This is a genomic window from Streptomyces sp. NPDC054765 (assembly GCF_053612065.1).
Genome location: NZ_JBSHBP010000028.1, coordinates 58,020 through 76,041 on the forward strand (window position 1 = coordinate 58,020; position 18,022 = coordinate 76,041).

Below are 18,022 nucleotides of genomic sequence, written 5' to 3' on the forward strand. Positions count from 1 at the left end.
TTCTCACGTGGCGCCGTGGGTGACTGTGTGGCCGCCGTAACGACGGATGATCGCTTGACGTGACACCTGGTTAACGGGCGGTTCGTACCGTGGGCGGAGCATCCGACCACGAAGGGGACCGCCCGTGACCGCACCGGAACCGCCGGCCGAGACCCTCGCCCAGGTGCGGACGGCGTGCGCGTACTGCGGTGTCGGCTGCGGGATCGTGCTGGATGTCGCGACGGGCCCGGACGGGCGGCGGACGGTCCGCAAGGCGGCCGGTGACAAGGCCCACCCGGCGAACGGCGGGCGGCTGTGCACCAAGGGCGCGACCAGTGCCGAACTGCTCGCCGCGCCGGGGCGGCTGTCGACCGCACTGGTGCGCGCGGACCGTGGCGACGAGCCGGTGGCCGAGGCGATGGAGACCGCGGTCAGGCGGACCGCCGGCCGGCTGCGCGAGATCATCGACACGCACGGCCCGGACGCCCTCGCCCTCTATGTATCCGGTCAGATGACCCTGGAAGCCCAGTACTTGGCGAACAAGCTCGCCAAGGGCTTCGTCCGCACCCGGCACATCGAGTCCAACTCCCGGCTGTGCATGGCGAGTGCGGGCAGCGGCTACAAGCTGTCGTTGGGCGCGGACGGCCCGCCCGGCTCGTACCAGGACTTCGAGCACGCCGATGTCTTCCTCGTCATCGGCTCGAACATGGCCGACTGCCACCCGGTGCTCTTCCTGCGGATGATGGAACGGGTGAAGGACGGCGCCAAGCTGATCGTGGTCGACCCCCGGCGCACCACCACCGCGGCCAAGGCCGATCTGTTTCTGCAGATCGCGCCGGGCACGGACCTGGCGCTGCTGAACGGTCTGCTGCGGCTGCTGGCCGAAAGCGGCCGTACGGACGCGGAGTTCATCGCCGAGCACACCGAGGGCTGGGAGGCGATGGGCGACTTTCTCCGGGACTATCCGCCCGCGACGGTCGCGGAGATCACCGGGATACCGGAGGCCGACCTCCGCCGGGCCGCGGAGTGGATCGGCGCCGCGGACGACTGGATGAGCTGCTGGACCATGGGCCTGAACCAGAGCACCCATGGCACCTGGAACACCAACGCACTGATCAATCTGCATCTGGCGACCGGGGCGATCTGCCGCCCCGGCAGCGGCCCGTTCTCGCTCACCGGCCAGCCCAACGCGATGGGCGGGCGCGAGATGGGCTACATGGGGCCGGGCCTGCCCGGACAGCGGTCGGCGCTGGTGGCCGGGGACCGGGCCTTCGCCGAGGAGTTGTGGGGCCTGGAAGCGGGGGCGCTGCGGGCGGACGGGCCCGGCCGGGGCACCGTCGACATGTTCCGGCGGATGGCCGACGGGGACATCAAGGCATGCTGGATCATCTGCACCAATCCCGTCGCCTCGGTGGCCAACCGGCGGACGGTCATCGAGGGGCTGGAGGCGGCGCAATTCGTCGTCACGCAGGACGTCTTCGCCCAGACCGAGACCCATGCGTACGCCGATGTCGTACTGCCCGCAGCCATGTGGGCCGAGTCCGAGGGCGTGATGGTCAACTCGGAGCGCACGCTGACGCTGGCGCGGCAGGCCGCCGATCCGCCGGGCGAGGCCTGGCCGGACTGGCGGATCATCGCCCGGATCGCCTGCGAGATGGGGTACGAGGACGCGTTCAGGTACGAGAGCGCGGAGGAGATATTCGAGGAGATCAAGCGCGCCTGGAATCCGCAGACCGGCTATGACCTGCGTGGAGTGAGCTATGAGCGGCTGCGGCGGGCCCCCGTGCAGTGGCCCTGCGCGGCCGCCGACGGGCCCGGCCGCAATCCGGTGCGCTACCTCAACGACGGCATCAGCCAGACCCTGGCGGAGCGGCCGGACGGCACCCGCCCCCGGCTGTCCTTCCCCACCGCCTCCGGCCGGGCCGTGTTCTTCCCCCGTCCGCATCTCCCGGCGGCGGAGCTGCCCGACGACGACTTCCCCTATGTGCTGAACACCGGCCGGCTGCCGCACCAGTGGCACACCCTGACCAAGACCGGCAAGGTCGCCAAGCTGAACCGGCTCAACCCCGGCCCCTTCGTGGAGCTCCATCCGCAGGACGCCCGCACCCTGGGCATCGCGGAGGGCGACCCGGTGGAGGTCGCCTCGCGGCGCGGCCGGGCGGTGCTGCCCGCCGTGCTGACCGACCGGGTACGGCCCGGGAACTGCTTTGCGCCGTTCCACTGGAACGATCTGTTCGGCGAGTACCTCAGCGTCAACGCGGTGACCCGTGACGCGGTCGATCCGGTTTCCTTCCAGCCCGAGTTCAAGGTGTGTGCGGTGTCGTTGACCCGGGTCGCGGGTGAGGTGCGCCGCGGGCTGGGCGTGGCGGACACGCGGGACGCGGGGGACGCGCCCGGGGCCGGTGCGGACCGGGGCTCCGGCAGTGGCCGGGACTTCGGTACGGACCGGGGCTTCGGTACGGACCGGGGCTCCGGTACGGACCGGGGCTCCGGCACGGGCCAGGGCTCCGGCGGGGGCGCTGCGGCCGGGGTGCCGGCCGGAGTGTTCCGGCTCGCCGGCGCCGCCCCGCCGGCGCTGGCCGAGCACGAACGCCGCTACCTCTCCGGCTTTCTCGCCGGGCTGGGCTCCGGGACCACCGCCGGCACGCCCGTACTGCCCGCCGGGGCGCCCTTCGCTCCACAGAGCGCGCTGTGGGTCAACGGCGTGCTGGCGGGGATGTTCTCGCGCGCCCCGGAGGCACCGTCGGCCCCGGCACCGGACCCGGCGGTACCGGGGCCGGCGGTACCGGGGCCGGCGGATGCCCCCGCCGGAGCGGCCGGTGCCCCGCCCGCCCGTACGGTCCTCGTCCTGTGGGCCTCGCAGACCGGCAACGCGGAGGAGGCCGCCGCCGGCACGGCCCGGCAACTGCGGGACAGCGGGCGGGATGCGACGCTGCTGAGCATGGCCGACAGCGCACCGGCCGCCCTCCCCGCCGGCACCGATCTGCTCCTGGTCACCAGCACCTTCGGCGACGGTGACGCCCCCGACAACGGGGCCGGGTTCTGGGAGACCCTGCACGCGCCGGACACACCCCGGCTGGACGGTGTGCGCTACTCCGTCCTCGCCCTGGGCGACTCCTCGTACGACGATTTCTGCGGCCACGGCCGCCGCCTCGACGCACGGCTCGCCGAACTGGGCGCCGAGCGGCTGGCACCGCGTACGGACTGCGAGCCGGACTACGAGCAGCCGGCCGGGCAATGGCTCGCCCAGGTGCTCACGGCGCTGGGGAGCGGCCCGGACCCGGACGGCGGGGCGGAACCCGGCACCGCCGGGGCCCCGGCCCCCGCGGCTCCGGCACCGGCGGCCGCACCGGCTCCCTCGGCACCGGTCGCCGCCCGCCCCGCCAAGTCCGCGCCCGCCACCGCCCGCCTCATCGGCAACCGGCTGCTCAGCCGCGCCGGGGCCGTCAAGGAGGTGCGGCAGTTCACCTTCGACACCCGCGACGGCGACGGGCCACCGCTGGAGTACGAGGTGGGCGATGCGCTCGGGGTGCTGCCACGGAACTGCCCGGAGCTGGTCGCGGAGTGGCTGGCCGTCACGGGCCTCGATCCCGCCGCCGGCATCGACCTCGCGGGCCTGGGCACCGTGCCGCTGGGCGAGGCCCTGCACCGCCATCTGGACATCGTCAGGATCACCCCCGCACTGCTCCGGTTCGTCGCCGGACGCAGCGGTGACCGGGTGCTCAAAAAGCTGCTGCGGCCCGGCAACAAGGGTGAGTTGGCCCAGTGGGCCTGGAGCCGGCAGGCCGTCGACGTCCTCACCGAACACCCGGTCCACGCCGGTGCGACGGAGTGGGCCGGCGTGCTCACCCGCCTGCGGCCCCGGCTCTACTCCATCTCGTCGAGCCCGCTGACCGACGCCGCTCTGGTGCGTCTGACGGTCTCCGTGGTCCGCTACGGGAACCGGCGCGGGCGTCCGCGCAAGGGCGTGGCCTCCACCTTCCTGGCCGATGCCGAGACCGGCAGCCCGGTGCCGGTGTTCGTCCAGCGCACCGCCCACTTCCGCCCGCCGGCCGATCCGGCCACCCCGATGGTGATGGTGGGCCCCGGCACCGGCGTCGCCCCCTTCCTCGGCTTCCTGGAGGAGCGGCGGGCCCGCGGCCACCGCGCCCCCAATTGGCTCTTCTTCGGCGAGCAGCGCCGCGCCACGGACTTCTACCACGAGGAAGAACTCGGCCGGCTGCACCGCGACGGCCTGCTCACCCGGCTGGACACCGCCTTCTCCCGCGATCAGCGCACCAAGGTCTACGTCCAGGACCGGATGCGCGAACACGGCGGCCGGCTGTGGTCCTGGCTCCGGGACGGCGCCCATTTCTATGTGTGCGGAGATGCGTCCCGGATGGCCAAGGACGTCGACCGTGCACTGCGGGACATCGCCGTCGCACACGGCGGTCTGACGCAGGAGGCGGCCGCCGGGTACGTCAAGCAGCTCGCCGCCGAGAAGCGCTACGTCCGCGACGTGTACTGAGCAGCCCGCCCGCGCAGGGCCCCGGAGCCGCACCGGCTGCGCCCCTTCCCCTCATGAACGGCGCGCTGCACGAACGCACCTCACGCACCTCACGCACCTCACGCACCTGGGGATTTTTTTCATGAACGGGCCGGTCAGGGGCATTGGACGGACGATGGCGAGGAAGGAGAGCGCCATGACCTTGATGACCGACCCCGCCATGACCACCGAACCGACGCCCAAGGGACCCGGGCCCGTGCCGAGTGAGCCGGACCCGGTGCCGCGTGACCCGGTCCCCGCCGGGCCGGAGCCGGACGAGCCGGGCCCGGATCCGGAGGAGCCGCCCGGCGCGGAGCCGGGCGACCACCCGGCCCCCGAGCCGCCCGACTGAACCGGAACGACCCCGGTTGCCGGCCGGCCACGTCCGGGGCACGGCGTGGGGCCTCCGGGCGGCACGGCGGTGCCTCGGGGCGGCGCGCCCCATACGCCCGTTCGCCTCCCGTGTCGCCGAGCGGTCCGGGCCGTCGCAGAGTGTGTACGTACGCCGGGAAACCGGGTCCGTGCGTCGCGCTGCGCATGGGCGGCGCAGGACCGGCAAGGAGTCCGGTATGCCGCGCGGCCGAGCGTGAGCGCTCGGCCGCGGAGGACCGACGCGTGAGGAGCACATGACGGTGCGACAGCCACCGGGACCGCCAGGCCCCACCCATCCGGACCCGGTTCCGCCCACTCCGGGTCCGGGCCCCGGGCCGCCGGGCCCCACGCCGGGCCCGGTGCCCGGCCCGGTCCCCGCCCCCGGACCCGATCCGGTGCCCCCTCCGGTGCCGGCTCCCGAGCCGGATCCGGTCCCGCCGAACCCGGCGCCGCCCACACCGGGGCCGGAGCCCGGCCCCGCGCCCGATCCGCTCCCCGCGCCGGGCACCGCACGGCGGGCCGAACCGCCGCGCCATGACTGACCGGCACTGATCCGGCGTCCGAGGAGCCGTCCGCGCCGGGCATCCGGACCCCGTGGCCGCGATCCGGCACCTCGCCGGACCGGCCTTCGACCACCACGAGAAGCACCCGGACCTCATCCGGCCGGTCACCCTCGAAGAACCTCCACGAGGCGGAGCATCCGGCCGCCTCGCAGGCGCCCAGTGAGTTCACCTCCCCGGCGACCGGGATCACCGGCCGCCTCCTGGCGGAGGGACGGGCGCAGGGGTGTTCAGGGCGACGGCCTCCGCACGGGAGAGACCATGCCGAACCCGGCCGCCGACGGGGCCCTCGCCGCCCCCGTCCTGGTCCTCAACGGACCGAATCTCAATCTGCTCGGACTCCGCGAACCCGAGATCTACGGACACGACACCCTCGCCGACGTCGAGATGCTGTGCCACCGCACCGCCGCCACGCACGGGCTGCTGGCCGATGTACGGCAGAGCAACCACGAGGGCGTCCTCATCGACGCCGTGCAGGAGGCACGGACCGCCCACCGCGGGCTCGTGATCAATCCGGCCGGCTACGGCCACACCTCCGTCGCCCTGCGCGACGCGCTGGCCGCGGCGGAGGTCCCGGTCGTCGAGGTGCATCTGTCGAACATCCACCGGCGCGAGGAGTTCCGGCACTTCTCCTATGTGTCCGGTGTCGCCGACGCCGTGATCTGCGGTGCGGGTACGCACGGCTATGCACTCGCGCTGGCCCATCTGGCCCGTCTGCTGGAAGGAAGCCGGTGACCCCCGTGGACGAGGTCCGCCCACCACACCGGGCCGGCCGGCTGCGGCACCGGCGTCCCTGACGGATCGGCGGAGCGGCGGGAGGATCCGTGCGGAGCTGACGAGGCGCTACCGGAATTTCCGAATGCAATCGTCAGACACCTCATTCCTCCTCAGGGCGCTGACTCGTCAAGCCGCGACCACGAGTTCAGTGGGAAAGGCCGCACCTTCGTCAAGCAGCCGCCGCTGCTGCAAGCAGTGGCAGACCATGCCCAACGTGCGAGGGAAAAGGTGCCTCCGGGCGGCTGCGTGCCCGTCTCCGTGGTCGTCGCGTCGGCGTCGGTAGTGGGCTTTGGCGCCGGGTGAGGCAGTGATTGCGGAGAAGGCCCAGAGACGGCCCAGCAGCTGAACCGCCTCGTCCGGGCGCCCGACATGATCGGCTGTCTGCTGTTCCTGGCCCGGGGCAGCCCGCGATCGCCGAGGTGTGCCACAGCCCGGCGTGCCTCCGTCAGCGCAGCCTCGGCTGGTGGATGGTCATGGCCCATCAGCTCGGTGCGGTGCTCTTCATGGTGCACTGGGGGACCCTCACCGGCGCGCTGTGCTTCGCGGTGACCGGGGTGCTGCAGGCCTTCGATCGTCCCTGACATGCGGCTGACCGGTACATGTGCAAACGTGGAATTTACTGCATGGCCACCGGCAGGTCCGGTACGGATGGCCAGGTTTCTCAAGTGAGGAGTGACCCATGGCCGCTCAGAAACACTCCGTGGGCGGATGGACGGCATTTGCCGCAGTCCTGATGATCTTCGGTGGCGCGATGGCCTTCCTGGAAGGCATCTCCGCCATCGCCAAGGACCACATCTTCATCACCACGCAGAACTACGTGTTCACCTTCAACCTCACGGGCTGGGGATGGATCCATCTCATCCTGGGCATCGTGATCCTCCTCGCGGGTGTCGCACTGCTCGCCACGGGCGCGATGTGGGCACGGGTGCTCGGTGTCATCCTGGCGGGTCTGGGCGCGCTGGCAAACTTCCTGTGGATCCCGCACTACCCCTTCTGGGCGATCGTGCTGATCGCCATCGACATCTTCATCATCTGGGCGCTGTGTACGGACAACCACCACCGCACCTCGGCTGCCCGGTGAACCGACCGGCCTTCCGGTCCCGGCCATGACCTCAGCACCCACCCCCCAGGAACGGGCGGAACAGGGCAGGGCACTTCGCTCCGAAGTGCCCCGCTCCAGTCATGCGGAGTTCCGCCCCACGGCCGGCCGCGCCGACCCGGTGGAGATCATCGAGCGGCAATCGGCGCTCCGGGTGCCGGAGTTGGTGCCCCTCCGCTACGGGCGGATGCTGGAGTCCCCGTTCCGCTTCTACCGCGGCGCCGCCGCCATCATGGCGGCGGACCTGGCCACAACGCCGTCCACGGGGTTGCGGACCCAGCTGTGCGGGGACGCCCATCTGCTGAACTTCCGGCTGCTGGCCTCCCCCGAGCGCCATCTGATGTTCGACATCAACGACTTCGACGAGACCCTGCCCGGCCCGTGGGAGTGGGACGTCAAGCGGCTGGCGGCAAGCTTGGCCATTGCGGGGCGCGGGAACGGTTTCCCCGAGAAGGCCCGGACCGGCATCGTCCGGGCCGCCTGTGCGTCCTACCGCGAGCAGATGCGCCGCTACGCGGACATGCGCACCCTGGAGGTCTGGTACGCGCATGCCGATATGGCCGAGGTCCAGGCCGAGGAGGAGCGCGAGCTCGGCAGCAGGGGCCGTGCGGGACTGTCGCGCACCATCGAGGAAGCCCGTACGCGCGACACCGTGCAGGCGTTTCGCAAGCTGACCCACAGGAGCGGTGGCCAGGTGCGGATCGCGCCCGATCCGCCGCTGATCGTGCCGCTGGAGGATCTGCTGCCGGATGACGAGCGCCACCGGCTGGCCGGGCAGATCAGCGGGCTGATCGAGAGCTACGGCCGCAGTCTGCGCTCGGACCACCGGGAGCTGCTGGAGCAGTACCGGGTGGTCGACATGGCCCGCAAGGTCGTCGGGGTGGGCAGTGTGGGCACCCGCTGCTGGATCGTGCTGCTGCTCGGCAAGGACACGGACGACCCGCTCCTGCTGCAGGCCAAGGAGGCCGACCAATCGGTACTCGCCGCGTATGCCGGACCGAGCCACCACTCCCACCAGGGCGAACGCGTCGTGGCCGGCCAGCGGATGATGCAGGCCGCCAGTGACATCTTCCTCGGCTGGCAGCGGACCACCGGCATCGACGGGCGCCAACGTGACTTCTACGTACGCCAGTTGCGTGACTGGAAGGGCATCATGCCCACGGATACGATGGTGCCCACGGGCATGCGGCGGTTCGCCGTACGCTGCGGGGCCACCCTGGCCCGCGCGCACGCCAGGTCCGGCGACCGGATCGCGATCGCCGCGTACCTGGGCCGCGGCGCGGTCTTCGACGAGGCGCTGGCGCGGTTCGCGGAGCGCTACGCGGACCAGAACGAGCGCGATCACCAGGCGCTCAGGGAGGCGGTCCGGGCGGGACGGGTCACGGCCGCGGCCACCTGAGCCGGGGAAACGGAGCCATCCGGGAGGCGGCCGGGTGCGCCGCCACCCGATCGGCATACCCGCAATCGCCCGGGATGTACGCTCCGTCCGCCCCGCCTAGCATGGATCCGAATGGCTCCGATGAAGGCGGCCCCCATGCGCCCCACGGCGAAGTTCTCCATCAGCTTCGGCCTGGTCACGATCCCGGTCGCCGCGTACAACGCCACGGACAGCTCCACGGCGGTCAGCTTTGTCCGCATCCACACGGCCGACGGCGGACGGGTACGCAATCAGCCCGTGTGCTCGCTGGAAGGCGTCGAGATCCCCCCGGACGAGATCGGCCGGGGCTACCAGCCGGGCGACGCCGACACCGTCGTACCGCTGAGCGACGACGATCTGGACGCGCTGCCGCTGCCGACCGCGAAGACGCTGACGATCCTGGCCTTCGTCGCCGGGGGTGACATCGACCCGCTGCAGATGGGCAAGGGCTACTACCTCGGCATCGACAGCCCCGCCGCGGCCAAGCCCTATGTGCTGCTGCGCGAGGCGATGGAGCGGCATCAGCGCGTCGGGCTCGGCAAGATCGCGCTGCACGGGCGGGAGACGCTCGCCATGATCCGCCCGATGGGGGGCGCGCTGGTCATGCAGGTGCTGCTGTGGCCGCACCAGATCCGCCCGATGGACGGGGTGCTGCCCGAGCGGCAGCCGGAGATCGCCCCCGCCGAGGTGGCGGCCGCCGAAACGCTCATGGACTCCTTCGGAGAGCTGTCGGAAGACGATGTGCACGATGACTACCGTGCGGCGCTGGAGGAGATCGTGGCGGCGAAGCTGGCCCATCGCGCGCCGGAGTTCCCCTCCGGCGAGGAGCGGCCGGCCGGCCAGGTGAGGGATCTGATGGCGGCGTTGCAGGACAGCGTCCGTGCGGCCAGGAAGTCCCGCGGCGAGGACGAGGAGACCGGGGGCGCCCCGGGCAATGGCGGGTCCGGCCGCACCGCGAAGAAGAGCACGGCGAAGAAGGCGGCGGCGAAGAAGACCACCGCCACGAAAACCACCACGAAAACCACCACGAAAACCGGCACCAAAACCGGCACCAAGAAGACTCCTGCCACGAAGACGGCGGCGGCGAAGAAGACCGCGGGCAGGGGCGGGCGGCGGGCCGGCTGAGCCCTCGGGCCCCGGGGGCCGGGCCGCGACCACGCCGGAACCGGGCCACCCTGAGCCCGCCTTCGGACATGAGGAACCCGCCCGGGGGACCCGCTCACTCAACAGGCCTTACCGTCCCGACAGTTACGGAGGCTGACACCATGGGCACCGGGTCCGGCCGTCAGCCACAGGAGATATGGGCCTTCGGCAGGGCGCCGTCCAGCAGGAAGCCGTCTACGTGGTAATGGACGCAGGCATCACCGGTGGTGTAGGCGGCATGCCCCTCACCTCGGTAGGTCAGTACGACGCTGGAGTTGCCCAGCGCGCGGGCCATGTGGAATGCGCCCTCGTACGGCGTCGCCGGATCGTTGGTCGTCGCGACGAGCAGAAGGGGCGGCGCGCCGGGGGCCGAGACGTCACGGGAGGAGTCGTCGCCCGCGACGGGCCAGTGGTAGCAGTCCAGCAGCGTCGGGGCGATATCCGGCCCGAAGAGCGGGGAGGCTCTGGTGAATTCGCGCTCCGCCCGGGGGTAGTCGCCCTCGCCATAGCGTTCCGAGGTGTCCCGGCAGGTGATCGCCCGGAGGGCCAGCTGGTCCTGCGGCGGCAGCTCGTCCTGGCCGACCCGGCGCGCCGGGACGCTGCCGGTGCGGGCGGCGCTGCTGCCCCCCGCGTTGCTCAGCCTCAGGATCCCGGAGCCGTCGCCGTCCCGCAGCTGCGCCAGTGCCTGACGCAGCGCCGGCCAGTCGCTCTTGCTGTACAGGGCCTCACGCAAGGCGTACACATAGGTGGTCTCATCCACCGTCTCCCCCTTTGCCTTCATCGGCCGGTCGTTCAACTCCTGGTACCAGCTGCGTAGTTGATCCTGTGCCTTGCCCCGGTCGGTGCCCAGCGGACAGCCCGCGTCACGGGTGCAGTCGGCGGTGAAGTCGTCCAGCGCCCGCTGGAAGCCCCGGGCCTGGGACAGTGCGGTCTGCCAGGCGTTCTTGGTCGGGTCCTCGACGCTGTCCAGGACCATCCGGCCGACCTTGCCGGGGAACTCGTGGGCGTAGACCGCGCCGAGCTTGCTGCCGTACGAGAACCCCAGGTAGTTGAGCTTGTCGTTGTGGACCGCGGCGCGCAGGACGTCCATGTCCCGCGCGACATCCGGGGTGCCGACCCATCGCAGCAGCTCACCGGAGTAGCGGCCGCAGGCCTCGTTGATGCGCTGCTCCTTCGCGGCGAGGCTGTCGTCGGCGCCCGTGCCGGGCGGCGGGGCGAGCTTGCTGCCGCAGGAGACCGGGTCGGAGTGGCCGGTGCCGCGCGGATCGAAGCTGACGATGTCGTAGCGCTGCCCCAGCTGAGCGAAGGCGTTCCCGCTGTCGATCAGATAGTTGACGCCAGAAGCACCCGGTCCGCCGGGGTTGAGCACCAGCGAGCCGAGCCGTTTGCCCGGCCCGGTCGCCTTCAGCCGGATCAGCTGGACCTGCATCGTGCTCCGTCCGGGATTGCGGTAGTCGCGCGGCACCTCCATCCGCGCGCACTCCAGACGGTTCCGGAAGCCGGGTGACTGACCGGTCCCTCCGCTCTGCGTGCCGCTCTGCAGATCCTGTCCGCAGCGTTCCCAGGACAGTTTTTGCTGGTAGAAGGACGTCAGATCCGGCCCATCGGCGGCCACGGCGACCGGAGTTGCGGCGAAGGCGCCGAGCAGCGCCGCCACCGCCGCGACGGCCGACAGCCGCACCGACGCCTTGCGCCGGCGAACACACCGCGCTCCCCCTACTCCCACACGAGACGGTGCACGGCATGTTCCCGGCATATTCCGAGCCTAGGGCCGTTGCACGGCTCTCGCACACCGCTCCCGCACACCTGCCGTGGTGCCGCTGCCGCACCCCACCGTGCGCCCGGACGCCCTGCCCCGGGGCGCAGGGCGTGCGTTGCCCCGCCCGGCGCCCGCCCGGCGCTCTGTCCGGCGGGCCGCCCTGACGCCGGTCCCGTACTCCGTCACCGCCGGTTTCCGTACCCGGCGCACCCCGTGCCGCCCCGCCACGCAGCAGGAGCGGCCGCTTCCGCAGGGTGACCGGACGTAGCCCTCAGGGCCGCTCAAGATGCGTAGGTCAAGACTCCGATCACTCTGGAAGTAGGGCACCACTGCGCCGCTGAGTGGCGGCCCGTGCACAGACGCCGATCGGCTGCACGTCCGAGAAAGGGTGACGCACCCATGAATGACGGAAGCAAGGTCCTGCTGGCCGCCGCCCTTGCCGGCGGCTATGTGCTGGGCCGTACGAAGAAGGGCCGGCTCGCGCTCACGGCGGCGTCCTACCTCGCCGGGCGTCAATTCGGGCTTAAACCGCGCCAGCTCGTGGCCGAGGGGATGCGCAGGCTCGCCGAGATCCCCCAGGTCGCAGAGCTGGGTGAACAGCTGCGCGGGGAAGTGATGGACGCCGGCCGGAAGGCTGTGACCACGGCCGCCAACCGCCGTCTGACGTCGTTCGCCGACACCCTCCACGACCGGACCATCAAGCTCGAAGGCGGCGCGGCGGAACCGGAGGAGGAGGAAGAGGAGGAAGAGGGGGAGTACGCGTACGACGAGGAGGAGCCGACGGAGTACGAGGAGGACGAGGGGCCCGAAGGGGAGTACGACGAGGGCGAGGAAGAGGAGTACGAGGACGAAGAGGAGGAGCCGGAGGAAGAACCCGGGGAGGAGTACGAGGAAGAGGAAGAGGAGCCCGAGGAGGAGCCGGAGGAGCGGCCCGCCCGGCGCACCCCCCGGACCGCCAGGAAACCGGCGCCGCAAAAGCGTGCGGCTCAGGCGAAGCGGGCGGCTCCGGCGAAGAAGGGCGCGCAGCGGCCCCGGGCAAAGAAGACCGCCGGGAAGAAGGCTGCCGGGAAGAAGGCTGCCGCAGGACGGACGGCCGCGAAGAAGACGGCACCGGCGAAGAAGACCGCCGCCAAGAAAACCGCGGCGAAGAAGACCGCGGCGAAGAAATCCGCCGCGAAATCTCCGGCCAAGAAGGCCGCCCCCGCCAAGAAATCCGCAGCACGGAAGACCGCCGCCAAAAAGACCACGGCCAAAAAGACGGCCGGGAAGGCCGCCGCCGGAAAAGCTCCTGCGAAGAAGACCGCCGCAGGCAAGAAGGCAGCCCCCGCTGCGAAGAAGAGCGCCAAGAAGACATCATCGCGCACCGAGCGCCGGAGGTAACCAGTCATGGCCAAGACGGGACAGGACAACGCGGACTCGGGACTCGATCGACTGCGCAGTGAACTGGGGGACTACGCGACCAAGTGGGTGGGGAACCTGGCCGAACGGGCCGGCGGCAAACTGATGGACGTGACGGGGCAGCTCACCGATGTCGCCGAGAACGGCGGGTCACTGTCCAAGATCGCGGGCAATCTTCTCGGCGGCGACTCCCCCGTCAAGGCAGCCGTCAAGGGCACGGCGGAGAACGTCAAGGACACCGTGGTGGGGAAGGCCAAGGAAGCTTTCGGCGGCGGCAAGAAACGCAAATCGGGGGACCAGAAGGTCACCAACATCATCGAGGTCCTCGATATCGGGGTCCCGCTGCGTACCGCCTACGACCACTGGACGCAGTACGAGAAGTTCAGCAGTTTCACCAAGGGCGTCCGCAATGTTTCGCTGCACGATGAGACGACCAGTGACTGGAAGGCCAAGGTCGGTCCGTCGACCCGCGGTTGGAAGGCGACCGTCCAGGAGCAGGTGCCGGACGAACGCATCGTCTGGACGTCCGAGGGTGCCAAGGGTTCGACCAGGGGCGCAGTCAGCTTCCACGAAATGGGGCCCCATCTCACCCGCATCGTGCTGGTCGTCGAGTACTACGCCTCCGGATTCTTCGAGAAGACCGGAAATATCTGGCGGGTCCAAGGACGGCGGCTGCGGCTGGACTTCAAGCACTTCCAGCGCTACGTCACCCTCACCGACGAAGAGCCCGAGGGCTGGCGCGGGGAAATCCGTGAGGGCGAGGTCGTACGGACCCACGAAGAGGCCGTGGAGGAAGAAGAAGCCGAAGAGGCCGAGGCCTACGACGGCGGGGACGGCGACGAGGAATACGCGGACGAGGACGAAGCCGGGGAAAACGGGAGGGACGAGGAAGAGGACGAGGAGAACTGGGAGGAGGCCGACGGCGAGTACGAGGACGGCGAAGGCGAGGAGGACGCCGAGGCCGAGGAGGAGGAAGAAGACGCAGAAGAGGAAGCGGAATGAGAGCGACGGCCTGCGCGGTTCTCGCGCCGGGCAGGCGGCACCGCAGCGGGGGCCGCCGCCCGTGCCGGGGAACCCTTCCCGGCCGCCCCCTGGACGGTGCGGGCACCGTCCACGTACCGCTGCCCGGTGCCGGCCGAGCCGTTCGCGGACCCGGTCAGCGGCCTAGGGCCCGGCGCAGCTGCTGCTTGTTCATCGAGGAACGGCCGTCGATACCGCGCTTCCTCGCCTCCTCGTACAGCTGGTCCCTGGTCGGCCCCTGAGGTCCGCCGTGGGAGCGTGCGCCGCCCCGTTGCGGGGCGGACTTGCCGTCCTGGGTGGAGGCCTTGCTCGCGGTGCGCGATTCCCCGGCGCGCGCCCGCTCCTTGTTCACGGTGCGCGCGGCGATCTCCTTCGCCCGCTTCGTGGATGCGCCCCGTTCCTCGGCGCTCTCCTTGATGTGCGCGTACTGGCGCTCGCGCTTCGCGCTCGAACCGGCAGGCATGCCGTCCTCCTCGACCTGGGCAGGTGGTTGCGGCACCGGGCCACGACCGGGCCGCGGTGCGGTCTTCGTGCCGCGCAGGGCACCGTCCACCACTTCAGCCCGGGTGGCTGCGTCGCGCCACTCGGGGCGTCCGTCGGCACCGGGTCCGCCTGACTGGCCGAACGCTCCGTGGCGGCTGCCACCCGGCGCCGCAGGCCTCCCCCGCCCCGGGCCGCCCGGGAATCCTGCCGGGGGCGGGGGCGGACGCCCGGACCGGCGGCGCATGCGCACCGCACACCGGGTCCCGCCGGCCGTTAGCGTCGAAGGCAGCCGGTGCCCGGTGCCCGGCGTGGTCCTGCGGGTCCGCGCCGTGGGCCGGCGCCCAAGGGAAGGGATCGTCATGCGCGTGCTTCCGGCCGCTCCCTCGATCGAAGGGCTCACCGCTGTCGTCACCGGCGGCTCGCGGGGGCTCGGACTGCTGCTGGCCCGCCAGCTGCTGCGGCGCGGCTGCGATGTCGTGCTGCTGGCCCGGGACGACGCCCGACTCGGCAGGGCCGTCGGCAGGCTGGCCCAGTGGCGCGGCGGCACGGTGCGCGGTGTGGTGTGCGATGTGCGGGACGAAGCCGCGGTACGGGAGCGCCTCGCGGAGATCGCCGAGGAGCACGGCGGGCTGGACATCGTCATCGCCAACGCCGGCATCATCCAGGTCGGTCCGGCGGACGCCCTCGGCCCGGACGGCTTCCAGGAGACGATGGACGCCGTCTTCAACGGGGTGCTGAACACCGCGCTCGCCGCGCTCCCCCACCTGCGCCGTAGCCCGGCCGGCGGCAGGCTGGCCCTCATCGGGTCCGTCGGGGGGCTGCTGGCGGTGCCGCATCTGGTGCCGTACTCCTGCGCCAAGTCGGCGGTGGCCGCACTGGCCGAGGGGCTGCATGCGGAGGAGGGCGCGCACGGCGTCACCGTGACCGCGGTCCACCCCGGCCTGATGCGCACCGGGTCACATCTGCACGCCCTGTTCGGCGGGGACCGGCGCCGGGAGTACGCCTGGTTCTCGGCGCTGGCCGGGGCCCCGGTGCTGTCGATGAACGCCGAGCGGGCGGCGGACCGGATCGTGTCCGCGCTGCAGCGGCGGCGTCCGCGCCTCGTGCTGACGCCGGCGGCCCGGCTCGGCGCCAGGGCGCACGGGCTGGCGCCGGTGACCACCACCCGGCTGGTGTCGGCGTTCGCCCGGGTGCTGCCCCGCGACGGCGCCGGCGCAACCGTCGACGGCTCGACGGTCGCGAAGGGGGAGCAGCCGCCGGCCCGCCGGCTGCGCCGGGTGCTCGGCGTCCTCAACGAACGGGCGGCCGACCGCTTCAACCAGCGTTGAGGGCGGTCAGTGCCGGAACGCGTCCTTGCCCTTCTCCACCGCCTGCTTCATCCGTCCCTTGGCCTGTTCCGCCTTGCCCTTCCGCCGCAGGCTGTTGTTGCCGAGGGCCTTCCCGGTCGTTTCCTTGGCCTTTCCCCCGACGATGTGGCCGATGTTCCTGGTCTTCTTTCCGATGTCCATGCCGTGCTCCTTCGGGGTCATTCGGCGGGTGGCAGCAGCGTCCCGAGCGGCCCGAGATCCACATTCAGGTCCTGCATCGAAAGGTCGTACTGGGCGCAGAGTCCGACCATGCGGTCGTGGAGGATCATCAGCGTCGCGCCCAGGCGTTCCTCCTGTTCCTCGGTGAGGTCTCCGGCGTCGACGCGCTGCAGGGCCTGGCGTTCCATGAGCTGGCGCAGCAGCTCGACGAGGGTGAGGACGAGTTTGATCAGGTCTCGCTCCACGGTGTCGGGATCGGCGCTGATCCGGTGAGCCGCCCGCCGTGGTTCCCCGCCGGCCGGGCGCACGACGTCCTGCGGCGCCGCGGGCAGCAGCTGGAAGGCGCGGGCGGCGGCATCGGCGACATCGTCGAAGCGGTTGCCTGGCCGGCGGTCGTCAGCGGTCATCGTCGTCCCGTGCCAGGGGTGCGGTGGCGCGCCACGGGGAGGGGTTCTTCTCGCTGATGGAGACGATCAGCGCGCGCAGGGAGATGCGGACGAGGTCGATGTCGGCGATGGACAGCACGACATCACCGGTGAGGACCACACCACCGCTGAGCAACCGGTCCAGCAGGTCGATCAGCGCGATCTGCCGGTCCGGCAGCGGTTCCTCCGCCCTGGCCGGCGGCCCGCCCGCCGGCCTCACGGGGCGGCGCCCTTGCGCGGTTCGGCTTCGGGCGGCGTGGCGAAGGAGTACGGGGCCCAGGGCCCGGTGACCTCGACGCGTACTCCGGTCAGCCCTTCGGCGGCCCACATGACGTCGTCCCGGAAGCGTTCGCCGTGCTCCAGCGGCACGAGGTAGGCGTCGTTGATGACGTTCTCGCCCGGCCCGCGGGCGAGTTCGCCCTGCTGTACCCGGTGCTGGACGCGGTCGACCGCAGAGCTGCGGGCTGCGGCCTCGACGCGCCGGGCGACCTCTTCGGCGTCCCGGTAGGCGTCGTCACGGGCGTGCCGCTGCGCTTTGCGGTGGCTGAGGTAGGCCCGTCCGGGGCTGAGGTCCGCATCTGCCGGTGGCTCGGCCGGCGCGTCGGTGGCCGCGGGCGCCTCGACATAGATCTTGACGCCCCACTCCGTGTGCGCGGCCAGGGCGGACAGCCGCTCGGCGAACGCCTCCTGGCGCGCATCGAGCATCTGCCGCACCCGCTCGTCGTCGAGGTACACCGTCGCCAGCCGGAGCGGCAGGACGGTGGTGCGGGCGGCCAGCGCCTCGATCACCCGGTGGTGGGCGCGGGCCACCGACTCCAGCCAGTCCAGGTCCTCCAGGTGCGCGCGCAGCGCGGCCTCTTCGAAGTCCCGCTCGGGCACCGGGCTCACGGCGGCCACCACCTCGTCGCGGTGTCCGGCGCGCACCAGATGCACCGGACCGTCCGCGACTCCCGGCAGCGCGGACAGCGCCTCCGCCAGGGAGCCGTCGGCGTCCCGCGCGACGGCATAGGCGTAGCTGATGACCTCGGTCATGTCTCGTCCCGGCGCTTGCTACGGGGGCCGGGCTCGGCCCGTTTGGTGCGCGACGTGCGCGAGGGCCGTGCGGGGCGTGCCGGGCGGCGGGTGGCGGCAGGGCGCCTCTCCTCCCCGGCCTCCTCCCCGGCCTCCTCCCCGGCCTCGCCCTCGGCCGGGGGCAGCTCGTCGCCCTCGCGCAGGGCCTCGATCTCGGCGCGCAGCCGCTTGTTCTCCTCGGCGAGCGAGTGGTAACCGTCCGAAGCCCGGGAGGAGAGCGAGGGGTCGTGCTCCCACCAGTCGATGCCCATCTCCTTCGCCTTGTCCACCGAGGCGACCAGCAGGCGCAGTTTGATGGTGAGCAGTTCGATGTCCAGCAGATTGATCTGGATGTCGCCCGCGATGACGATGCCCTTGTCCAGGACACGTTCCAAGATGTCGGCGAGGTTGGCCGAGGAGCCCTGGCCGCCGTACGGGCCGGCCCTGGACGGGTAGTCGCCCATCCTCCTGGCGACGGGTTCGTTCACG

The 18,022-nt window shown here is 71.7% G+C and carries 16 protein-coding genes and 1 pseudogene; 9 read left to right on the top strand and 8 right to left on the bottom strand.

The features are described 5' to 3' along the window. The first annotated feature begins 124 nt into the window (after positions 1-124). From ACWGJY_RS19385 to aroQ, 3 genes are all read left to right on the top strand, one after another. A complete protein-coding gene (locus tag ACWGJY_RS19385; RefSeq protein ID WP_453262035.1) occupies positions 125-4,486 on the top strand; it encodes a molybdopterin-dependent oxidoreductase in 4,362 nt (1,453 codons plus the stop codon). A gap of 175 nt (positions 4,487-4,661) precedes the next feature. Next, positions 4,662-4,856, top strand: coding sequence for a hypothetical protein (locus ACWGJY_RS19390; RefSeq protein ID WP_453262036.1), 195 nt, complete (start codon positions 4,662-4,664; stop codon positions 4,854-4,856). Positions 4,857-5,697: 841 nt separating this feature from the next. Next, positions 5,698-6,171: a type II 3-dehydroquinate dehydratase gene (gene aroQ / locus ACWGJY_RS19395; protein WP_453262037.1), complete on the top strand. Its 474-nt coding sequence runs from the start codon at positions 5,698-5,700 to the stop codon at positions 6,169-6,171. 168 nt (positions 6,172-6,339) lie between these two features. Here the strand turns inward: aroQ and ACWGJY_RS19400 are convergent. After that, positions 6,340-6,549, bottom strand: a pseudogene (locus tag ACWGJY_RS19400) (IS110 family transposase); the annotation flags it as partial. A gap of 343 nt (positions 6,550-6,892) precedes the next feature. Between ACWGJY_RS19400 and ACWGJY_RS19405 the strand changes: the two are divergent. The 3 genes from ACWGJY_RS19405 to ku all read left to right on the top strand — a co-directional run bounded on the left by ACWGJY_RS19405 (position 6,893) and on the right by ku (position 9,854). Further along, positions 6,893-7,294, top strand: a complete 402-nt coding sequence (locus ACWGJY_RS19405; RefSeq protein ID WP_453262038.1) for a DUF7144 family membrane protein — start codon at positions 6,893-6,895, stop codon at positions 7,292-7,294. 25 nt (positions 7,295-7,319) lie between these two features. Then, positions 7,320-8,711, top strand: coding sequence for a DUF2252 domain-containing protein (locus tag ACWGJY_RS19410; protein ID WP_453262039.1), 1,392 nt, complete (start codon positions 7,320-7,322; stop codon positions 8,709-8,711). 135 nt (positions 8,712-8,846) lie between these two features. Continuing rightward, entirely contained in the window at positions 8,847-9,854 is a 1,008-nt protein-coding gene (gene ku, locus ACWGJY_RS19415; protein ID WP_453262074.1) for a non-homologous end joining protein Ku, read from the top strand. A gap of 160 nt (positions 9,855-10,014) precedes the next feature. Here ku and ACWGJY_RS19420 read toward each other — a convergent pair whose 3' ends face one another. Next, a complete protein-coding gene (locus ACWGJY_RS19420; RefSeq protein ID WP_453262040.1) occupies positions 10,015-11,553 on the bottom strand; it encodes an alpha/beta hydrolase in 1,539 nt (512 codons plus the stop codon). 477 nt (positions 11,554-12,030) lie between these two features. On the opposite strand from ACWGJY_RS19420, the gene ACWGJY_RS19425 reads away from it, so the two are divergent. Together ACWGJY_RS19425 and ACWGJY_RS19430 are read left to right on the top strand one after the other, a co-directional pair. After that, positions 12,031-13,011: a histone protein gene (locus ACWGJY_RS19425; RefSeq protein WP_453262041.1), complete on the top strand. Its 981-nt coding sequence runs from the start codon at positions 12,031-12,033 to the stop codon at positions 13,009-13,011. A gap of 6 nt (positions 13,012-13,017) precedes the next feature. Further along, positions 13,018-14,031 carry an SRPBCC family protein gene (locus ACWGJY_RS19430; RefSeq protein WP_453262042.1) on the top strand — a complete coding sequence of 338 codons (1,014 nt, stop codon included), beginning with the start codon at positions 13,018-13,020 and terminating at the stop codon, positions 14,029-14,031. A gap of 154 nt (positions 14,032-14,185) precedes the next feature. Here the strand turns inward: ACWGJY_RS19430 and ACWGJY_RS19435 are convergent, their stop codons facing one another. Beyond that, positions 14,186-14,512 (bottom strand): plasmid stabilization protein, encoded by a 327-nt coding sequence (locus tag ACWGJY_RS19435; RefSeq protein ID WP_453262043.1) that lies wholly within the window; start codon positions 14,510-14,512, stop codon positions 14,186-14,188. Between the two features lie 379 nt (positions 14,513-14,891). On the opposite strand from ACWGJY_RS19435, the gene ACWGJY_RS19440 reads away from it, so the two are divergent. Further along, complete coding sequence (locus ACWGJY_RS19440; protein WP_453262044.1) at positions 14,892-15,860, top strand: SDR family NAD(P)-dependent oxidoreductase; 969 nt, start codon at positions 14,892-14,894, stop codon at positions 15,858-15,860. 6 nt (positions 15,861-15,866) lie between these two features. Here ACWGJY_RS19440 and ACWGJY_RS19445 read toward each other — a convergent pair whose 3' ends face one another. From ACWGJY_RS19445 to ACWGJY_RS19465, 5 genes are read right to left on the bottom strand one after another with little or no spacing between them, the layout of a single operon-like run. Further along, complete coding sequence (locus tag ACWGJY_RS19445; RefSeq protein ID WP_453262045.1) at positions 15,867-16,040, bottom strand: CsbD family protein; 174 nt, start codon at positions 16,038-16,040, stop codon at positions 15,867-15,869. Between the two features lie 17 nt (positions 16,041-16,057). Further along, a complete protein-coding gene (locus ACWGJY_RS19450) occupies positions 16,058-16,465 on the bottom strand; it encodes a gas vesicle protein K (RefSeq protein ID WP_453262046.1) in 408 nt (135 codons plus the stop codon). Then, positions 16,455-16,703: a gas vesicle protein gene (locus ACWGJY_RS19455; RefSeq protein WP_453262047.1), complete on the bottom strand. Its 249-nt coding sequence runs from the start codon at positions 16,701-16,703 to the stop codon at positions 16,455-16,457. The genes ACWGJY_RS19450 and ACWGJY_RS19455 overlap by 11 nt, the downstream gene beginning before the upstream one ends. Next, positions 16,700-17,515, bottom strand: coding sequence for a GvpL/GvpF family gas vesicle protein (locus ACWGJY_RS19460; RefSeq protein WP_453262048.1), 816 nt, complete (start codon positions 17,513-17,515; stop codon positions 16,700-16,702). The genes ACWGJY_RS19455 and ACWGJY_RS19460 overlap by 4 nt, the downstream gene beginning before the upstream one ends. After that, on the bottom strand, positions 17,512-17,997 hold the full coding sequence (locus ACWGJY_RS19465) for a gas vesicle protein (protein ID WP_453262075.1): 486 nt from the start codon (positions 17,995-17,997) through the stop codon (positions 17,512-17,514). Before ACWGJY_RS19465 ends, ACWGJY_RS19460 begins: the two co-directional genes overlap by 4 nt. Between the last annotated feature and the right edge of the window lie 25 nt (positions 17,998-18,022).

Bases quoted from the DNA above. Each gene is read 5' to 3' on its own strand.
- ACWGJY_RS19390 (WP_453262036.1), top strand. From the start codon at position 4,662: ATGACCTTGATGACCGACCCCGCCATGACCACCGAACCGACGCCCAAG.
- aroQ (WP_453262037.1), top strand. From the start codon at position 5,698: ATGCCGAACCCGGCCGCCGACGGGGCCCTCGCCGCCCCCGTCCTGGTC.
- ACWGJY_RS19405 (WP_453262038.1), top strand. From the start codon at position 6,893: ATGGCCGCTCAGAAACACTCCGTGGGCGGATGGACGGCATTTGCCGCA.
- ACWGJY_RS19410 (WP_453262039.1), top strand. From the start codon at position 7,320: ATGACCTCAGCACCCACCCCCCAGGAACGGGCGGAACAGGGCAGGGCA.
- ku (WP_453262074.1), top strand. From the start codon at position 8,847: ATGCGCCCCACGGCGAAGTTCTCCATCAGCTTCGGCCTGGTCACGATC.
- ACWGJY_RS19425 (WP_453262041.1), top strand. From the start codon at position 12,031: ATGAATGACGGAAGCAAGGTCCTGCTGGCCGCCGCCCTTGCCGGCGGC.
- ACWGJY_RS19430 (WP_453262042.1), top strand. From the start codon at position 13,018: ATGGCCAAGACGGGACAGGACAACGCGGACTCGGGACTCGATCGACTG.
- ACWGJY_RS19435 (WP_453262043.1), bottom strand. From the start codon at position 14,512: ATGCCTGCCGGTTCGAGCGCGAAGCGCGAGCGCCAGTACGCGCACATC.
- ACWGJY_RS19440 (WP_453262044.1), top strand. From the start codon at position 14,892: ATGCGCGTGCTTCCGGCCGCTCCCTCGATCGAAGGGCTCACCGCTGTC.
- ACWGJY_RS19445 (WP_453262045.1), bottom strand. From the start codon at position 16,040: ATGGACATCGGAAAGAAGACCAGGAACATCGGCCACATCGTCGGGGGA.
- ACWGJY_RS19450 (WP_453262046.1), bottom strand. From the start codon at position 16,465: ATGACCGCTGACGACCGCCGGCCAGGCAACCGCTTCGACGATGTCGCC.
- ACWGJY_RS19460 (WP_453262048.1), bottom strand. From the start codon at position 17,515: ATGACCGAGGTCATCAGCTACGCCTATGCCGTCGCGCGGGACGCCGAC.
- ACWGJY_RS19465 (WP_453262075.1), bottom strand. From the start codon at position 17,997: ATGGGCGACTACCCGTCCAGGGCCGGCCCGTACGGCGGCCAGGGCTCC.